At 58.2% G+C, this 18,395-nt stretch carries 17 protein-coding genes; 10 read left to right on the top strand and 7 right to left on the bottom strand.

Translation table 11 applies throughout. The features are described from left to right. Positions 1–35: 35 nt before the first annotated feature. Positions 36–1,391 carry a S8 family peptidase gene (locus O77CONTIG1_RS07695; protein ID WP_068509455.1) on the bottom strand — a complete coding sequence of 452 codons (1,356 nt, stop codon included), beginning with the start codon at positions 1,389–1,391 and terminating at the stop codon, positions 36–38. 811 nt (positions 1,392–2,202) lie between these two features. Here O77CONTIG1_RS07695 and O77CONTIG1_RS07690 point away from each other — a divergent pair. The 3 genes from O77CONTIG1_RS07690 (at position 2,203) to O77CONTIG1_RS07680 (ending at position 4,953) form a co-directional block, all read left to right on the top strand. Beyond that, on the top strand, positions 2,203–3,369 hold the full coding sequence (locus O77CONTIG1_RS07690; protein WP_317134224.1) for a DUF3326 domain-containing protein: 1,167 nt from the start codon (positions 2,203–2,205) through the stop codon (positions 3,367–3,369). Between the two features lie 169 nt (positions 3,370–3,538). After that, positions 3,539–4,126: a CPBP family intramembrane glutamic endopeptidase gene (locus O77CONTIG1_RS07685; protein ID WP_068509452.1), complete on the top strand. Its 588-nt coding sequence runs from the start codon at positions 3,539–3,541 to the stop codon at positions 4,124–4,126. Between the two features lie 20 nt (positions 4,127–4,146). Further along, entirely contained in the window at positions 4,147–4,953 is an 807-nt protein-coding gene (locus tag O77CONTIG1_RS07680; protein WP_225894712.1) for a carbonic anhydrase, read from the top strand. 135 nt (positions 4,954–5,088) lie between these two features. Here the strand turns inward: O77CONTIG1_RS07680 and O77CONTIG1_RS07675 are convergent, their stop codons facing one another. Continuing rightward, positions 5,089–5,304 (bottom strand): hypothetical protein, encoded by a 216-nt coding sequence (locus O77CONTIG1_RS07675; protein WP_068509448.1) that lies wholly within the window; start codon positions 5,302–5,304, stop codon positions 5,089–5,091. Between the two features lie 191 nt (positions 5,305–5,495). Here O77CONTIG1_RS07675 and O77CONTIG1_RS07670 point away from each other — a divergent pair, with 191 nt between their 5' ends. Continuing rightward, positions 5,496–6,161, top strand: coding sequence for a hypothetical protein (locus tag O77CONTIG1_RS07670; protein ID WP_156435028.1), 666 nt, complete (start codon positions 5,496–5,498; stop codon positions 6,159–6,161). A gap of 72 nt (positions 6,162–6,233) precedes the next feature. On the opposite strand, the gene O77CONTIG1_RS07665 is transcribed toward O77CONTIG1_RS07670, so the two are convergent. Next, complete coding sequence (locus tag O77CONTIG1_RS07665) at positions 6,234–8,852, bottom strand: hypothetical protein (RefSeq protein WP_068509445.1); 2,619 nt, start codon at positions 8,850–8,852, stop codon at positions 6,234–6,236. A 370-nt stretch (positions 8,853–9,222) separates the two neighbouring features. On the opposite strand from O77CONTIG1_RS07665, the gene psaI reads away from it, so the two are divergent. The 3 genes from psaI (at position 9,223) to O77CONTIG1_RS07650 (ending at position 10,417) form a co-directional block, all read left to right on the top strand. Next, complete coding sequence (psaI, locus tag O77CONTIG1_RS28330) at positions 9,223–9,327, top strand: photosystem I reaction center subunit VIII (RefSeq protein WP_068509443.1); 105 nt, start codon at positions 9,223–9,225, stop codon at positions 9,325–9,327. 100 nt (positions 9,328–9,427) lie between these two features. Beyond that, positions 9,428–9,910, top strand: a complete 483-nt coding sequence (locus tag O77CONTIG1_RS07655; RefSeq protein ID WP_068509441.1) for a photosystem I reaction center subunit XI — start codon at positions 9,428–9,430, stop codon at positions 9,908–9,910. 252 nt (positions 9,911–10,162) lie between these two features. Next, positions 10,163–10,417: a Uma2 family endonuclease gene (locus O77CONTIG1_RS07650; RefSeq protein ID WP_286132601.1), complete on the top strand. Its 255-nt coding sequence runs from the start codon at positions 10,163–10,165 to the stop codon at positions 10,415–10,417. On the opposite strand, the gene cobA is transcribed toward O77CONTIG1_RS07650, so the two are convergent. The 3 genes from cobA to O77CONTIG1_RS25410 all read right to left on the bottom strand — a co-directional run bounded on the left by cobA (position 10,402) and on the right by O77CONTIG1_RS25410 (position 14,361). Then, the gene (gene cobA / locus O77CONTIG1_RS07645; RefSeq protein ID WP_068509438.1) at positions 10,402–11,175 is read right to left on the bottom strand and encodes a uroporphyrinogen-III C-methyltransferase; all 774 of its coding nucleotides are present in this window, start codon (positions 11,173–11,175) and stop codon (positions 10,402–10,404) included. The two genes, O77CONTIG1_RS07650 and cobA, sit on opposite strands and share 16 nt — an antisense overlap. Before the next feature lie 258 nt (positions 11,176–11,433). Next, positions 11,434–12,459: an ABC transporter permease gene (locus O77CONTIG1_RS07640; RefSeq protein ID WP_068509436.1), complete on the bottom strand. Its 1,026-nt coding sequence runs from the start codon at positions 12,457–12,459 to the stop codon at positions 11,434–11,436. A 57-nt stretch (positions 12,460–12,516) separates the two neighbouring features. Further along, entirely contained in the window at positions 12,517–14,361 is a 1,845-nt protein-coding gene (locus tag O77CONTIG1_RS25410) for a Ycf66 family protein (RefSeq protein ID WP_068509434.1), read from the bottom strand. A gap of 563 nt (positions 14,362–14,924) precedes the next feature. Between O77CONTIG1_RS25410 and mraY the strand changes: the two genes are divergently transcribed. The 3 genes from mraY (at position 14,925) to O77CONTIG1_RS07620 (ending at position 16,819) form a co-directional block, all read left to right on the top strand. Further along, positions 14,925–16,040 (top strand): phospho-N-acetylmuramoyl-pentapeptide-transferase, encoded by a 1,116-nt coding sequence (mraY, locus tag O77CONTIG1_RS07630; protein WP_068509432.1) that lies wholly within the window; start codon positions 14,925–14,927, stop codon positions 16,038–16,040. A gap of 175 nt (positions 16,041–16,215) precedes the next feature. Next, positions 16,216–16,368, top strand: coding sequence for an isochorismate synthase (locus O77CONTIG1_RS07625; RefSeq protein ID WP_068509430.1), 153 nt, complete (start codon positions 16,216–16,218; stop codon positions 16,366–16,368). Positions 16,369–16,573: 205 nt separating this feature from the next. Continuing rightward, positions 16,574–16,819, top strand: coding sequence for a hypothetical protein (locus O77CONTIG1_RS07620; protein WP_068509427.1), 246 nt, complete (start codon positions 16,574–16,576; stop codon positions 16,817–16,819). A gap of 64 nt (positions 16,820–16,883) precedes the next feature. On the opposite strand, the gene ctpC is transcribed toward O77CONTIG1_RS07620, so the two are convergent. Next, positions 16,884–18,173, bottom strand: a complete 1,290-nt coding sequence (gene ctpC, locus O77CONTIG1_RS07615) for a carboxyl-terminal processing protease CtpC (protein WP_068509426.1) — start codon at positions 18,171–18,173, stop codon at positions 16,884–16,886. Positions 18,174–18,395 lie beyond the last annotated feature (222 nt).

The following is an 18,395-nucleotide window of genomic DNA, read 5'->3' as shown; positions in this document are numbered from 1 at the left end:
GAACCAGGAGGGCAGGCCCCCGGTTCGGGAATCCCCTAACGGCGCGATCGCCGGGGTACGAGCGTCAGCGTCAGAGACGCAGGATCGACCGGGCTGGACAGGCTGCTGCTGGCGCGGATGGCGCTGCTGGTCAGGATTTGGCGCACCTGGGCATCGGTCAGGTTGGGGTTTGCCTGACGCATCAGGGCGACCACACCCGCGACGTGGGGCGTAGCCATCGACGTGCCGTTCAGGGATTGATAGCGGCCACCCGGACGGGTCGAGAGAATATTTACCCCCGGTGCCACGACATGCTGCATTCGGCTATCGGTTCCGGCGCGGTTGGAGAAGGATGCCAGGTTGCCGCTGCTGTCGATCGCCCCGACGGAGACACCATACTGAATCGCAAGGCTGGCTGGGTTGCTGGGGCGGGCTGCGCCTTCGTTGCCTGCCGCCATAACCACGATCGCCCCCTTGGAAACGGCATGGGCGATCGCTGATTCAATATCGCTGCTATAGCCACCGCCCAGGCTCAGGTTAATCACGTTTGCCCCGTTGTCGGCCGCGTAGCGAATCCCCCGCGCCACGCTCAGATTCGTGCCCGATCCGTCGTCTCCCAGCACCTTCACGGGCATAATCTGGGCATTGTAGGCAACTCCGGTAATGCCTGTGCCGTTGTTCTCTGCGGCAATCGTCCCGGCAACGTGGGTGCCGTGCCCGTTCACGTCCATCGGATTGTTGTTGCCGTTGGCAAAGTTCCAGCCGCGCACATCGTCTACAAAGCCGTTGCCGTCGTCATCAATGCCGTTGCCCGCAATTTCCCGCGTATTACGCCAGATGTTGGCATCCAGGTCGCTGTGGGTGTAGTCCACGCCTGTATCCACCACAGCCACCACCACGTTGCGCCCGGTGTAGCCCTGTGCCCACACCTCTGGCGCATTCACCAGGTTATTGCTCCAGCTATGGCCTGCGTCTGCCACGGGGGTAAACGGCGTGCGACCGATCGACTGCGCGACGGCCGCAGCGGCATTGACCAGGCCATAGCCGTAGGTGCTGTTGAACCCGTTGGCGGGGGGCTGAGCATTGGGCGTACTCAGCGTCAGCGAGTAGTTCCCCGTTTCGTTGGCCCAATAGCTGGTGACGCGGACGATATAGCCAACCCCTGCTTGCAGATTGAGCGTCAGGCGGGCGTTTGTGCCGCCGCCCCCGTCGTCGTTTGCGGCAATGACCCGGCCCGTGCGGCTATCGACGATTTGCAGGTATGCATCAAACGCGCCGGAAGTCAGGTCTAGCTGTACTTGTCCGCCTGTTGTGCTTTGCAGCCTGTAGTCATCTTTGTAAGTATTGGGGCGAGTAGGGTTGCGGGCATCCCAGCGTGAAAGCGATTCGTGGATGGTTTGCTGAGCATTCACGCCGCCCGATCTGCGGTTTCGGGTGGCTGTGGCGACCAGTCCGTCCTCGTCTGCGAGGCCCGTTAGCGCGTCTGGCTTTGAGGTATGGCGCTGACCGGGTTGGGAATTCGAGAAAGACGGGCGATCGCCCTCCTCTTGTCCGTTAAAGTATCCACTAAAGAGATTACTGGATACAAACCGAGAACTATTCCAGATATTTGAACTCGGTATAGATGAATTAAACGATAACGAACGGACTCTTGAACCTGAGATTGAATCGATATCGGATAAGTTTTTGAACGCATCTAGATCGTATCTGGAACTTAAGGCGGTCTGCTGCGGGTATGCTTTGCTGCCAACGCGACTAAAGCCATCGGTTGTGCCTGGCAGTCCAGACAAGTGAAAGCCTGAAGACAGGCCGGGTAAGTCAGCACTCAAGGTATCGGGCAATGAAGCGTAAGTGAGGTCTGGCATCACTAATATCTATCTGAATTAAAATTATCTGGGTCGCAGCTTGGGCTGCACAAATAGACATAATTCAGACGCAGCAAGACGTATGCAAAACTAATGCAAAGCTGCAAAACTGATGCAAAGTCGATGCAAAGTCGATGCAAAGTCGATGCAAAGTCGATGCAAACCCACGTAAGACCGTTGTACCAAACTGCGCTGGGCGATCGCCGTCTTTCAGCCAACGCCCAACCACCCAGAATCTTCAGAAACCTGGGCAGATGGACTTCTGGATGATCCTTAAAAAACCGCAATTCGAGTTACTTTGAATCCCCTCTGGATACAGATGCACCCTGATTTATAATCAGTTGCTACTGTGGCTAGTGTGGAGCTTTACTCCCTGAATCCTAATCCTCAAAGCCTGATTCCTATGAACCCAATGTGCGATCGCCCCTATACTGTGATGCTGATAGTGCCGACGGGGGTGGGCGCGGCAATTGGCGGCTACGCGGGGGACGCGCTGCCCGTGGCAAGGGCGATCGCCCAGGTGGCCGATCGGCTGATTACCCATCCCAACGTGCTGAACGGGGCGCAGTTGTATTGGCCGCTGCCCAACGCGCTGTACGTCGAGGGCTATGGACTGGATCAGTTTGCCGCAGGACAGTGGGGGCTGCGGCCCGTGCGCCAGAACCGGGTGGGGCTGCTGCTGGATGCGGGCATTGAGCCGGATCTGCGCTGGCGACACTTGCAGGCGGCAGACGCAGCGCGGGCGACGCTGGGGCTGAGCCTGACGGAATATGTCGTGACAGATGCGCCGCTAGGCGTGAGCCTGCAAACGGCGGACTCGGGCGCAACCTGGGGCACGCTGCAACATCCCGACAGCCTGCTGCGCGGGGTTGAAACACTGATTACGCAGGCCAAGGCAGAGGCGATCGCCGTGGTGGCCCGCTTTCCCGACGACGAGGGCAGCGACGCACTGAACGCCTATCGTCACGGGCAGGGGGTCGATCCTCTGGCCGGAGCCGAAGCCATCATCAGCCATCTGGTCGTGCGGACGTTCCAGGTTCCCTGCGCCCACGCGCCCGCTCTGTCGCCGCTGCCCCTCGATCCGACGCTTTCTCCCAAGTCTGCTGCTGAGGAACTGGGGCACACGTTTCTTCCCTGCGTGCTAGTCGGCCTCAGCCGCGCCCCGCAGTTTGTTTGCCAGACGAATCAGAACCCACTGAGCCAGGACATCTGGGCCAATCAGGTCGATGCGCTGGTGATTCCTGCCACGGCTTGCGGCGGCAGTGCGGTTCTCAGCCTAGGGCAAACCCACACCCAAATCATCACCGTGGCGGACAACACGACGCGGATGCAGGCTACCGCTGAGGCAATGGGCATTCGGGCGATCGCCGTCCAGTCTTATCTGGAAGCCCTCGGCGTGCTGGTCGCCCACCGCGCTGGACTCGACCCCGCTGCTCTATCGCCGACGGCGGAGAATTTGCGGGCGCTCGCCCCTTCCGGCAGCCTGGAATCCCTCACGGCAAACCTCCCCAAAATGCTAGCCTGAGAGAATTCGGCAACAGGTAGACGGGATGGAGTAGCAGACGGGATGGAGTAATAGAAAGTGGATAATTAAGATCAGGCGCAACGGGATGTTCAGAAGCCCCTGTCCCCTTGTTAATTCCCTAACCCTCCAAGACCCCAGCCCATCATCAGCACCCTAGCCCTACTCCACCGTGCCCACCCCCACGCAACCCCAACTCGAACCCCTCGATCGCACCCAGGTGCTAACAGCAATGGGCATCACGGCGCTGGTGCTGCTGATCGTGTCCCGGTTTTGGCTGACGTTTGACACGGTAGACATGCTGCCCGTCAGCGTTCGTCCGTCTGCGGTGGGACTTGGGGTGGCGCTGGCGCTGGGTATTAGTCTGGCCAGTGAGGGAGCCTATCGCCTCTGGCCGGCCTATCGCACCAGTGCAGACACCTACCTGGCGCTGGTAATCAAGCCGCTGACCTGGGTTGACCTGATCTGGCTGGGGCTGCTGCCAGGGCTGAGCGAGGAACTGCTGTTTCGCGGCGTGATGTTGCCTGCGATCGGGCTAAATTGGTTTGGACTGTTGATCAGCAGCCTGTGCTTTGGCGTGTTGCACTACAGCGGGTCGCAACAGTGGGCCTACGTGATTTGGGCAACGCTAGTGGGCGCGGCGCTGGGGGCTAGTGCGCTGCTGACGGGCAACCTGCTGGTGCCGATTGTGGCGCATATTGTGACGAACCTGATTTCTAGCGGCACTTGGAAGCTGAAGCAGTTAGAGGTTGGGGCTTAGGATTTTTGAGGGCGCAAGGGTTGACGGTTTCCAGGCGAGAGTTTTTGAAGGGGTTGGGTGGCGTTTCGGTGGGAACTGGGCTGGCGATCGCTCCTCTTTCGCTGGTTTCGACCGAGCGACCGTCCTCTAGCTATAGATTGGTTACATCAGGTGAAGTGACAGCCAACTCGGAAAAGGGCTTGATTTCAGAGGCGGCTGCGCCTGTGCCCACCACGCCCGATCAGGCATTGGCAGAACTGATTGCAGGAAATCGGCGGTTCGTTGCGCGGCGGCGGCGGCTGCCCCATCAAGATACATCCCGACTGACAGAGGTTGCAGAAACTCAGTCTCCCTTTGCGGCAATCTTGAGCTGCGCCGATTCGCGGGTGGTGCCAGAAATTGTGTTTGATCAGGGCATTGGCGATTTGTTCGTGGTGCGGGTAGCGGGCAACGTGGCGGCGCTGGAGGACGTGGCCAGCGAGGAGTATGCAATTGGCTTGCTGCATACGCCGTTGGTCATGGTGCTGGGCCATGCGGGCTGCGGTGCGGTAACGGCAGCGCTCCAGGGTGGCAAGCTGCCAGGGGCGCTGGATAGCCTGATCCGCCAAATCCAGCCTGCGATCGCCCTTGCGGATGCAGAACTGGCCCAACTGCAATGTGAACAGCCCAACAAAATGCTAAAACCGGGCGATCGCCTCACCCGCGCGGTGAAAGCAAACGTCCGGCTACAAACTCAGCGGCTGACCCAATCCCCTGTCGTATCTCAGGCAGTGAGCGCAGGACGACTCAAGGTGGTAGGAGCCTACTACGACCTAGCGACTGGAGTGGTGAGCATCCTAGTTGATTGAACTGAGTGTTGATTGAACTGAGTCTCTGGATGGAGCCTCCCTGCTGGCAGAATCTCCTGTATCTCCTGTGTCTCCTGTGTCGCCTGGATTTTCTGAAGGAAAGCGCTTGAAAAGGCCAGCCCGCGGAATGCCAGCCTACAAACCTTGGCGAGATACAAACTTCTCGAAGTCGGCCTGCGTCTGGTGCAACAGCTGCTGGCGGCTGCCATCGGTGCTGTTCAGATTGGGAACTAGCTTGCGGGCGTGCAGGGCCATGTGAAGTTGAAGATGTGCAACGTATTCGCTGAAGTCTTCCCTCAGGGCGGGAGCGGCGATGGATTCAGTCGAAGAAATCAGAATGTTCTCCTTCATGTGCCTGCGATATCTCGAATACATGGGTTTCATTAACAGTATCGACCGTAGCATGATGGGTTTACACAGTTTGCGAATCGCAATGAAGTGTAATTTATGCAGGGCTGAGGGTCGAGAATTGGGGCTGGATATTCAAATACCCTGGTGTTTGAGGCTGTTTAAGGCTTTTTGTTTAGGGCTTGTAGAACTTTATGGGGAATGGATGGTGGGCGATCGCCCTATTTGCGCCAATAACAATCGCTCAACCTGTTGCTAGTCCTCCAGAACTGGCGGGCGCGACTGGGACACGGATTCACCCGATAGAGTCCTTGCGGTTGGCGCAGCGTTCTCGCGCCCCATCCCGGCGCGTGCTGCAAAGCTACTGTCCTGATACGCTGGAGTCCCTGATGCCGCTACTGCTGCGCGATTTGCCCAGCTATGCCAATCGAGTCATCGCGCGATCGCGCTCCAGCAGCCGCGCCACTGACCTGCCGCCGAGCTACGTGCTGCTGGCGGGGTCGCCCGACTATCGCCCCCTGCCCGCAAGCCCAGAAGAACTGGGCCTGGAAGAATATCGGGCGATCGCCCCTGAGGATCAGCCCCAGCAGGTCTTTTTCACCACGCTGGAGCGGCAGTATGGCCACGGCGGCTATGCCCAACTCCAAGGGTTTTATTGGCTGTTTCTGACGCAGCAGGCAGACCAGTGGCACTTGGTGGGCCTGCTGTCGAGTTGGGGGAGCTATCCTCAGCGACAGCCCGCTAGCCCGCCCCGCGACAGCAGCGAGGGTGTGGTCGCGCAGGCGATCCGGCTGTGGCTGCGGGATTGTCGCGCTGGGTCAGTCCGGGTCAGATCAGCGCTTCCTGGTCTGCCGGAATGACTGGAAGCTCTCCAGACGCTTGAGTAACGATGAGTAACGATCCAAAATCGCCCATCCAAAATCAAGAATCGACTAAATGCCCAGATCGTTCAAATCAAGCTGGGGCAGGTCAGGCGGCACAACGCGGCGTGACTGAACGACCTTGCGGCTCTCGCGCTGGGTAGACATTTCAACGGCGATCGCCTCGAATTGCGTTTCCACGCAGCCAAAGGGCACGGTGACCTGGGTATAGGCAATCTGATAGCCCTGACCATCGGGTGCAAAGTTCATCACCCAGCGCGGCCCGTCCAAAATCGTGCGAGATTGGCGATCGCGCAGCCACAGCTTGACGTAAAAGCGGGGTTCTAAGTCGGGCAGCGCAATGCCAATTTCGATGCGCTGACCAGACGTGAGTTCGCCTTGGGGCACGTCCATTACAGGTGAAGGCACAGGGTCTTCCGCAGGCAGCACTACAGGCGGCGGTTCTGGTGCGTGTTCGGGGCGGTATAGACTAGAGCGCTGGGGCGGTGGCAGGGGCGCATCGTCCACCACGATTTCGTCGGTGGTCAAGCCCAGGTCGCGCCCCAGCGGCGGCGAACCGGGCTGCATCAGCGCTCCCAACTCTCGATCGGTCGCCAGTGCCGTCAACCGGGACAAAAAGCGACGCTGCAAGTTCAATGCCTGAAATGCTCGATCTTCCGGCGACAGAAACCGGGGTGTGCCCTTGGGCAACGGCGCAGGCTGCCCCAAAGAGAGTGCTTCGTGGTTCCACTCCAGCGGGGCATCTGCCGAATCGGCGATCGCCGATTCGGGCGGCATCTGGTCAGATTGCGGCTCTGAGCCTGCGGCTTCCAGGTTTGCGGTTTTGGAACTGCCTGCCTCCAAAGGGTCGGCTTCTGCTGGGGACACCTCTCGAACGGCGGCTCTGGGTTCGTCCGGGGGGATTTCGACGGGCGGCTTTGACCGACTGGCGCGATTGACGTGAGTCAGATAAATCGAGAGGTCGGCATCGTCTGCTGCGGCGAGGGGCGGGGGAGGCGATTCTGGAGTTGCCGCGTCGGAGTCCGCAAAATTTGCAACCTCCTCAACCCACGCCGCTTGATCGTCGGGAAGCAGGCGATGGGTCAATTCGCCCTCGGTTTGATTCGCTGTCGATGGGGATTCGTCCGTTTGGGATGGGTCGGGCGGCGGGGCGCTGCTGTCGAGGCGAGTAAAAGGGGTTTGCCCAGTCGAAACGGCGGCTGCCAACTGCCAGAGGTTGATGCCGTTTTCAAAGCCAGGAAGCGGATTGCCCCAGGGCGGTAGCTCCACAGGCTTGGCGGTCGGCGCATCGGCCGCAGCCGCAGGCTGAAAGATCTGTGGCGGCAACACCTGATCGCCTGCTGGGCGGACTTCTGGCAATGGCGCGGCGGAGGCGGGTGTGCCATCCACCAGGTTGAGCAAGGACAGATCTAGGTCTTTTTCGTCTACAAACGGCGAGGTGAGGTCGCCCGGAAAGTCGTTGGCGATCGCCTCTAGCAGATCATCCAGCGCCGCCGTCACCGTGAAGCTCTGGGCCGCCAGCAAAAATGGCTCCTGCGGTTCGCCTTGAGGCGCGGACAGCGTTGCTTCGCCCAGCATCAGCCGAGTGGTGTCTACATCGGGAATGTCGATCGCGCAGTCCACCACGCAGGGCAGGGTGCCACCTGGCAAATGATGCCTGACTTGCGCCAGCGGTTCGCCGCTTTGCGGATCGCGCAGAGCCAGATCCAGGTAGAGGGCAGGAACCCCTTGTGTAGAGTCTTGGGCTAATTCGTGATTTGCTGCAACCACCTGGCCAGTGATCCGCAGCGTACCGCCCCACTGCGCCGTGTAGTGGTCAGGATGCAGCACCAGCCGCATCGGCGGCAAGTCGGCAGCGCAAGCGACGGCGGCCACCGGAGTTGGAACCATTGCAGCCACCGGAGTTGGAACCATTGCCGACCGATCGCTCTGGCGATCGCCGTCCTCTGCCCCAGCGGCGATCGCCCCCAGGTCTGCCTCCGCATTGGGCACATCTGGCGTAGATTCAGACATGAGTTCAGATGCAGGTTCAGCCGATTCGGGCAGGTTCAGTTCTGCCTCGATCGCCGCCAGCGTCGCCAGGAAATCGTCTTCGGCGGCGGCTGGTTCGGCTGGCTCGATCGCGGGTGAGTCTGGAGGGCGATCGCCCGCATTCGCCGCCTCTTGCAGGCTTTGGGTTTCCAGCAGTTCCTCTGCATCCGGAGGCTCGGTTGCTCGCTCGGCCGCCCGCTCTGTGCCATGAGGCGCGACCTGATCCGTCACGGCGATGTGGCTGTGCCAATCTTCGGGCAGCAGGTCATCGTCCCCGTCTGCATCCATCTCATGGCTCAAGACCTGGAGCTTGACCCCATAGCCCCAGCCCTCACCCACCAGGTCGGACATGAGATCGCCGACACAGCGCAACTCCCACGCCCCCGGCTCCAGCCGAGTAAAAGGCAGCACCACCAGCAGCCCGTCAGGATTGGTCTGCCCCATCCGCTTTTGGACGCGCCGTCGGGGTGGATGCTCGGTGGTGATGGTCTGAATAATAGAAATTTCGACGGGTGTATTCACCCGGCTGGAACGGGCCACCACCCGATAGCGCCCTTCTAAAACCTCCACATCGGGAGACTCTAGCGGCAACCACGAGCGATCGCCCTCCTGCTGAATCAGAAATTCCCAAAACGCCATCAGAACCTCTTGCCAGGACTGGGGGAAACGCAAAATACTAAATTTCGGTCAGCTTTCGGTCAGCTTTCGGTCAGCTTTCGGTCAGCTTTCGGTCAGAACTCAGGCCAGCATCACACCCTGAAAAGCAGGCTGAAACAAATGTTTCAAGATGTCTTTAGCACTCGCTCAGACTGGATAATCACCGTGCTTCTTTAATTACACAAATACACAGTCAAACGCACGGTTTTAGTGTATCGAATTACTACAGAAGTGGAACCACCAGCCTGACTTGAGCAGATTTTGTTAAAAATTCTTAGCGTTTCGACATTGCATCACAATTCGCAGTACATTCGGTTCTGAACCGCTTGTAGTTCCCAATAGGAAATTTGATATGGCAGCTTCTTATTTGCCTTCCATCTTTGTTCCCATTGTTGGTTGGGTGTTTCCCGCTGTGACGATGGCACTTTTGTTCATCTATATCGAGCGTGACGAGTAATTGACTCTGCCCGACTTTCTCACACCCTATCTGAGGCTTTCTTCTCCTCATTCTCGGATATCGCAATGCACCGTTACAAATTTCTTGGAGATTCTCGAACATGACAGACGTAGTACAGCCTGCTGGCGATCCCCAGATCGGCAACCTGGCAACCCCGATCAATTCCTCCGGCTTTACCAAAGCGCTGATCAATAATCTGCCTGCCTATCGTCCTGGGCTGTCGGCTCAGCGGCGTGGGCTAGAAGTAGGCATGGCGCATGGCTATTTGCTTTTTGGCCCCTTTGCTTACACCAGCCAGTTTCGCAACTCTGGCGTGGGTGATCTGGTGGGGCTGATCGAAGCGGTAATTTTGGTGGTGATTCTGACGGTGTGCCTCTCGCTCTACAGCAGCGTTGGCGTGAAGAAGCCGATCGCCACGGTGACCACGCCCAACCCGCCAGAAGCGCTGGCAACTTCTGAAGGCTGGAGTGAGTTTGCGGGCAGCTTCCTGGTGGGCGGCATCGGCGGCGCAGCCTTCGCCTATCTCGTGTTCCAGGTGTTCAAGTCGGGCGTGTTTGAAACGTTTGGCAACCTGGCAGGCTAGAGGGTTGGGGGTTGGGCGTTTGGTTCTGGTTTGAATCTGCGCGAACCCGTGTGTTAAGCCTGCAATTGGCTTAGCCTTTCCTAGGATTCTTTGACTGAACCTCTACCTAAAATTTTCAGAGGGGGCGTGGATCGGTATCCGCACCCCCTTTTGCGTTAGAAAGTTAATCATCAGAAAGTTAATATCGCTTTTTTTCTAAACTCCCATGACCCGAATGAATATGGCGATCGCCATCCTGCTGCCAGCGATATTTTGTTATTGATCGAAGTCGCGGATTCAACCCTGCTGAGCGATCGCCAGATTAAGGCACAAATTTACGCCAGAGCAGACATTGCAGACTACTGGATTCTGGATGTGAATCGCCGCGAAGTGCTGGTGTTTCGGGAGCCAACTCCGGACGGCTATCGGCAATTGAACACGCAACCAGTGAATGCGGCGATCGCCCCGCTTGCGTTTCCCAACATCCCGATTCCCCTTACCCAGCTTTTGCTTCAGAGCGTAGGGTAAATAGCGGGACGACAGCCTGCTAACAGGCTATGGAGCTGCACCACGTTGCCGATGACGGCGATCGCCGGAGCCTCGAAGCCCGTTGCTTCCACCTGTTGGGCGATCGTGCCTAGCGTGCCCAGCAGTTCTTCTTGCTCTGGGCGCGTGCCCCAGCGGACGAGGGCGATCGGCGTGTCGAGGGAGAGTCCGCCTGCCTGGAGTTCTGCGACGATATGCGGCAGATTGTGAACGCCCATGTAGATGACGATGGTTTCGCTGCCCTGGGCGATCGCCCGCCAGTTTACCTCTGGGCGATATTTGCCCGCCGACTCGTGCCCCGTGACGAAGGTCACAGAGGAACTGTAGCTGCGGTGGGTCAGCGGAATTCCGGCGTAGGCCGGCGCAGCAATTCCCGATGTCACCCCCGGAACCACCTCCACGGGCACACCCGCATTTACCAAATCCTTCATTTCCTCGCCGCCCCGCCCAAACACAAACGGGTCGCCGCCCTTCAGCCGTACCACAATCGCGTGGGTCTGTGCCTTTGCAATTAGCAGGCGAGTCGTTTCTTCCTGCACCAGCGAATGCCGCCCGCGCCGCTTGCCTGCGTTGATCTGCTCCGCCTTCGGGTTGATCATCGCCAAAATCTGCGGACTCACCAGCGCGTCGTACACCACCACGTCTGCATGTTCCAGCAGGGTCTTGCCCTTCAGGGTAAACAAGCCCGGATCGCCGGGGCCCGCGCCAACTAGGTAGACTTTGCCGAGGGGAGTTTGCATAGAAGGAAGAAAGGAAATGAGTGAATGAGGCGTTGGAGGGTTGGCGTAAGCAACCTGACCCCCGTTTCCGTCAGTGTATCGTCTGTCTTGAGCGAACGGAGAAGCGCCATGCGGGAATCATCGCCTTACCATGCAAATGGCGCATTCCGTGCCTTTTGATACAATTTTTGATATTAGACCATCGGTTGGATTCGATTTAGCCGTTTGGCTCAATACCGTTCGGAGCAATTTGCATCAATTCATCAATTCATCCATTCATCAATATCGAATGCGCGGATCGACCCAGGCGTTGAAGATGTCGATCAAGATGGAGGCGATCGCCACAATCACCCCAAAAAACACCATAATTCCCTGCACCACGGGATAATCGCGAAACTCGATCGCCTGATACAGCCGATTTGCCAAGCCGGGCCAGGAGAAAGTGACTTCCGTCAGAATCGCGCCGCCCAGCAGTGAGGCCACCATCAACCCCAGCACAGTGATCACCGGAATCATCGCATTTTTGAGCGCGTGTGCTGTAACGATCCGCACTTCTGGCACGCCCCGCGCCCGCGCCGCCTCCACGTAGTCCGACCGCAGCGTCTGCTTCAGGTTCACCCGTACGATCCGTTCAAACACGCCGCTGAGCAAGATCCCCAGCGTCAGGCTGGGCAGCGTCAGATAATAGATCGTGGTGAAGAAGTGCCCCAGATTTCCCTCTAGCAAACTGTCGAACAGGTATAGCCCCGTGATGCGCGGCGGCGGGGTCGCTGCCAGCGGAAAGCGGGTGCCGATGGGAAACCAGCGCAACTGCACTGCAAACAGCAATTGCAGCAGCATCCCAAACCAGTACATCGGCACCGCGTAGGTGAGGATGCCAAAGAGCCGCCCGCCCGCATCCAGCGGAGAATTGGGGCGCGACGCGGCCAGCGACCCAATGGTGATCCCGACTAGCGCCGACACCACCATGCTGCATACGGTTAGCTCTACCGTGGCGGGAAAATGCTGCTGGATAATCTGCCAGACGGGTTGCCCCTGCGTGGTCAGCGAGGTGCCCAGATCTAGCCGCAGCAGACTCCCCAAATAGTTCACGTATTGCAGCCACAGCGGGTCGTTTAGCCCCAGTCGGGTTCGCATGGCTTCCTTCACCTCATCCGGTGCCCGTGCCCCCAGGATTGCGTCCACCGGGTCGCCGGGCGTGGCCCGCAGCAGCAGAAACACCAGCGTCGTGATGGTGAGCAGCATCAGCGGAGCCAGCAGCAGGCGCGAGAGGACGTAGTTGCGGAGGGCGGAGGAACGGGACATTCAGAATCGGGGGTTCGGGTTGGGCTGGGAATAATTGGGACGGGATAGCGAGATATCCTAGATCAGCAAATCGTCATTGGGGTCTTCATCGGCAAAGGACGGCTCTGATTTCGTGGGTTCCAGATCCTCAGTCGCTTCGGCGGCGTTGACGTGTGGGGTAGAGGCTGCTTCGTTGGGGCGCGGCTCAATGGGGTCTGCCAGCGCTGGCGATAAATCAAGGCGCTCGATGGAGACGATTACTGCATTTTCCCCAGCATTTTCTGGTTCGAGATCAAAGTCGTCGCTGAAGTCGTCGTCAAACTCGTCCTGCCAGTTTTGGGCGATCGCCCCGGCCTCGTCTGTCCAGTTTTGCAAATCTGAGTCTTGCAGATTTGGCGCTGGCGAATCCGGCGCTGGCGAATCCGGCGCTGGAGAGCCTGACCCCGGCGAGTCTAGTGATGGCAGGTCCCAGTCAAACTCCCAGGCTGCGTCTTCGGGCTGAGCAGGCAGCGGCTGCACATCGAGCGATCGCGGCGCATCCAACAATTCCTCCATAGGCAATTTCTCCACAGGCGCATCCAGACGCGACGAGTCGGGTTCAGGCTCCGTTGCCAACTCGAATAACCCATCGGCGGACTCAATCAAGTCCTGAATCTGAGGCTGGGGCTGATTCTCGGTCTGAGAGTTTTCAGGCTGTACATCAGTCCGCACATCAGGCTGCACATTAGCCCGCACATCAGATAAATCTGATGGATCTGATAGACCTGAATCTGGTAAATCTGGCAGAGGCGCTGGAGAACTGGGCTGCGTGGCTCGCGCATCAGGCTCCAGTTCAAACGGCTCTGGCTGCTGCTCAACCAGCGCTTCGGGTGTAGCCGAGAAGGGAATAGGGGTATCAGGAGGGCTGCGATCGGCAGGCACTTTAACAGACATTTCGCCCGACATTTCCCCGGTCGCTAGCTCTACTAGCACCTCGTCCAGCGTAAACGAGTCCTCAGTCGCGGGCCGGAATGCGTCTGGAGAAGCCGAGTCTGTTGAGTCTGTAGCCAGTTCTACCCACGCTGCTGGCTCCGAGGTTTCGTCAACAGCGACCTGTTCCAGAGTCCTCCCAGGTTCAGCATCGGATGCAGGATCGGATGCAGCGATGGCGGTCGATGGAGCGGTCGATGGGATAGTCGATGGGGCAGGAGCGAGGGGATCAGATACGGCTGGTGTTGCCTCTGGCTCCGCAGGCTGGGCGGTCGATGAAACGGCTTGGTCTGGCGGCTCAGCCCCTTCTACGGATGGGGTCGGCGATTCCCCGGGCACAGTTGGTGTAACGCTGGAGGCAGCGACCGCAGGGGTGGTTTTGGCTGGGGGGCGAGGTTGTCGAGTTCTGGCAGCGGCCGGGGTAGCGAGCGCAGGGGGAGCGCTGGACGCATCGACAGGCGCGGGCTGGGGTGGGACGGCTTTGGGGCTGGCTTTGGGGCTGGCTTTGGGGAGCGATCGCACGGGTTTGCCCGCCAGCTTGGGCGATTTACCGACGTGACTCGTCACCTGACTCATCCAGCCCGATGCTTGCTGCGGCAGAGCCTTGAACTGGGTCTGGAGGCGGCCCGGCAGTTCCTCGGCCGCCAGCTTTAGCAAATCGCCCAAGTTGCGCGATGATCCGGGCAACCGCGTTTGCTGGTCGTAGGGTGTAAGCAGTCGCCGCGATTCGATCAACTGCCAGCTCATCCAGCCCAGCAGGGCGACGCTGGCTATCTGTCCCAGCAGCACGCCGCCTGTGATGCGACCCGCGCACACCCACAGCACTAGGGCATAGAACATGCCCACGCCGCTCCAGATAAAGTCATTTTTGCGGTAGACCTCTGGCAGAAAAAACGCCGACATATACAGCCCAAAGCTGCCCAGGGCGACGACTAGCGCCAAAATGTGGGACATTGTTTTTGCCTCCTGTTTGAGGACTACTTCTATATTTTGCGTGAGATTGGAACCTGTGCGAGATTCGGATTTTCTGGGCTGGAGCCACGCGCTTTCTAAACCGCTGGTCTTTCTGTTTTCTGCTCAGCCTGGGTTCTCGTGCGACTCGGACGATTTCTTTGGGCTGATTTTTCGAGCTTAATTTCCCAGGCTCATTTCTAAGGCTTATTTTTCAAATGTGTGACTCAAATGACGCGCGATCGCCGTAAACTAATGTAAATTTCCGAATGAGGGGTGGAAAAAAGCCTGCCCGTCTGTATTATTTGTTCTGTATTACTTGTGGTGTGACGTTTGCTTACGATTTCTGGATTCGTCGGGTTTGAGTTTGAAGTTTGATATCAGCTTCTAGATTTTTGGCTCAAATCGTGCATCAGGCATTACCCTGAGTAATCCAGAATTTAGATAACTCTTCTGGGGTTTAGGTTCTCGAAACATTTTGTCGGCTTCCAGGCGAAAGTAGGTTGCTTTGGCTTCTGGGTCTAGGTTTTGAGGGTTTGAGCAGCGAGAAGAGGCTGTGGTGAGGAGTGAAGGCGCAAACTGTGGATGCAAAGATTTCTCCAGGTCGGTCAATTTCAGTAACGGGGCGCACCTTGCTCCTGACGTTATCCGCGATTCTGGTCTGTCTGATGGCGGCGCTGGATGTGGCTGCGGGGCGATCGCCCTGGCAAGCGGCTAGTCTGACGTTGCCCTTTGCCCTGTCCGCGGCGGGGGTCGGAGCGTTGGGCTATGCGGCTGTGCCCCAACTCCGCGCGTGGAAAGCGGGCCAGGTGATTCGCGAAGATGGGCCCCAGGCGCACCTGAAAAAGGCGGGCACTCCGACGATGGGCGGCATTTTCGTTGTTCCCGTCGGCGTGGCGATCGCCCTGCTGCTCTCCGGGTTTCACCCGACCGTGTTGGCGGTTGCAGCGTTGACCCTCGCCTATGGGTTTATCGGCTGGCTTGATGATTGGCAGATCCTCCGCCGCAAGTCGAATAAGGGCATTTCTCCCCGCACCAAGCTGGCGCTGCAAATCGGCTTTGGGGGACTGTTCTGCCTCTGGGCTTTTAGCCACTCATTTCCAGGTATGACCACGGTGCTGCTGCCCTTTGGACTGGCGCTACCGCTGGGGGCGCTGTTCTGGCTGGTGTCGTGGTTTGTGCTAGTGGCCGAGAGCAACGCCACCAACCTGACCGACGGGCTGGATGGGCTGGCGGGCGGCACCGGGGCGATCGCCCTGCTCGGTCTGGCGGCACTCGTTGCCCCAGATCACCCTGAGCTAGCCGTTTTCTGTGCGGCGATGGGCGGCAGCTACTTGGGCTTTTTGGTACACAACCATAACCCCGCCCGCGTGTTTATGGGCGATACGGGTTCCCTAGCGCTGGGCGGAGCGCTAGCGGCTGCGGCGATCGTCAGCCAGTCGCTCTTTGGTCTGTTAATTCTGAGCGGTATCTTCCTGGTCGAAACGTTGTCCGTCATTGCTCAAGTCGGCTACTACAAAGCCACGAAAGATGAAAACGGTATCGGCAAGCGTCTCTTCAAGATGGCTCCGCTGCATCATCATCTGGAACTGACCGGCTGGTCAGAAACTCAGGTGGTTGGGCGGTTCTATCTAATTGGCGTGCTGCTGGTTCTAGTTTGCCTGTCGCTGTTTCAGGGCTAAGGTTAGGGCTAAGGCTTTTGCGCTTCCTGTAAAGAATGGTAGCGAGCGCAACAAAAAAAGCCTTGTATTTCCTATGATTGAAGTGGAGCAAGTTAAGGATAGTTTATATTTCCTTTCGATTTCCGCTCTATCCAGATGACTCGCTCCTCGTTCACTCGTTGCTGAGGCCAGCGTTATGAATCTTTTTAAGGTCATTGGACAGGCGATTCAATTCCTTACCGAAGGAGCATCGGAGATTTTCAGCCCTGACCGAGACGAATATCCAAAAACGGGCGTGCAGCCCTACGAAGGTGATCCGCTGTCTGAGCGCGTAGAATCCACGAAGTAGCCGCTAAATTATTTGCCGACTGTCATTGCTGGACGGAGTCGGTTGGCTAGTCAATCGGTTGGCTAATCAAAAAATCCCCCCTCTATGCTGTTATTGGCTAAGGGGGGATTTTTGTAGGGACGCTGCTAGGATTGAAGCGCCAGGAAGCGATCGCAGGCGATCGCCCTTCCCTGCATCTTGCCCTACTCCAGAAGCCATTGCCCCTATGAATGCATCGACCCACGAAGCGACGAATAGATCAACCAATGCTCCTACCGACTGGTACATCGTCAAGCAGCCCGAAGGCCACTGCGATATCGTGACTGCGGCCGATCTGAACCCTGAACTTGCCAGCCCGTCGCAGACCGCAGGAGACACCGAAATCCAGCAGTGGGGGCCGTTTGCGTCCCAAAGCGAGGCGATCGCCCGTCGGGTAGGGCTGATTCGCGCTGGAAAATGTCTGCCGCGTTAAAGTCTGCCGCGTTAAAGATAGTCGGGATCGAATGGCTAGAACAGTTGTCTCGCAAAGTGTCGCGCTAGGGCAGCGATTCGGCTCGGCGCTGCCGATGGGCCGCAATTTCCTGCCGCAGGGCCTCCAGTGCCCGCGCATATTGCGGATCAGCCAGCGTACCGATTTGATCCCGGTTTTGGCTTAGGGTTTCCCGCTGTTCGTCGGTCAACTCGACCAGCACATTGGGTTCGATTCCCTGCTTATTGATGTCGCGCCCGCTTGGGGTCAGATATTTGGCAACCGTCACCGCCAGCCCAGAGCCATCGCCCAGTCCCCGCACCGACTGCACCAGTCCCTTGCCAAAAGTCTGCGTTCCCACCAGCACCGCACGACCATTGTCTTGCAGCGCGCCCGACAAGATCTCGCTGGCGCTAGCCGAACCACCGTCCACCAGCACCACGAGCGGCTTGTCTGTCAGGGCGCTGCCGTTGGCCCGCTCCTGTTCTGCAATGCCTTGGCGGTCTACGGTGGACACGATCACGCCTTCATTTAGCCACATGCGGGCAATGTCGATGCTGGCGTAGAGCAGTCCGCCTGGATTGGAGCGCAGATCCAGCACGTAGCCCGTTGCCTGCTGCCGCTCTAGATCTTGAATTGCCTCTTTCATTTCTTCTGAGGCGTTGGCGCTGAACTGGTTCAGGCGGATATAGCCGATCTTGCCCAGCGAGGAGTCTTGCAGAGAGTACCTAACTGGATGTAGCTCGATCCGGGCCCGTTGCAACTTGAACTCTAGCTCCTGATCGCCCCGACGAATGGTAAGCGTAACCTCAGTGCCGACCGGGCCGCGAATCAGCGACACTGCCTGGTTCACATCCATGCCTTCAGTGGTCTGATCGTTAATTTTGGTAATCACATCTCTAGCCAGGATGCCAGCCTGCGATGCAGGCGTGTCTTCGATCGGCGCGACAACCACCAGTTCTTTGGTTTCTTCGTCTTGGGAAAGCTGAATGCCGACCCCCGTCAATTCGCCCGACGTGTCTACCTGCATATCCCGAAACTCAGCCGGGTTCATAAACCGCGTGTAGGGATCACCCAATAGCTCCAGCATCTCGCGGATGGCAGCGTAGGCTTCTTCACGGTTCGTGTAGTTGCGCTCTAGATATTCTTGCCGGACTGCCTGCCAATCAACCTGGTTAAACGTGGCATCGACGTAGGTGCGATTGATCAGTTGCCAAACCTCGTCAATTAGCTCCTTCGGGCTTTCCTGGAAGAACGCTTGCCCTTTGGACAGGTGCATCCCCGCCCCGGTAACGGTCATTGCTGCGACAGCAAATGCCGTGCTGCCCAAAACGAGTCCGCGTTTTGTAATATCCATAGCGATAGGAGGAGAAGGTCACGACGAGGGTATGCCCAATCTAGCACAGGCATCTTGGGTCGGTCTGCTTAATCATTACAGAAGCACAGAAGCATTGGCAACAGAAGCATTGACGAGAAAATCCCTGTGTCAAAGTTCGCGTGTCAAAGTTCGCCCAATCGGAGTGAGGAACTGAGCAAAACCGACGTTGGCTGAGATGTCCAGGGTGGAATGAGGGCGATC

The sequence above is a fragment of the Leptolyngbya sp. O-77 genome, from assembly GCF_001548395.1.
Taxonomy (GTDB): domain Bacteria; phylum Cyanobacteriota; class Cyanobacteriia; order Elainellales; family Elainellaceae; genus Thermoleptolyngbya.
This window is presented reverse-complemented; position numbering and strand designations above follow the sequence as displayed.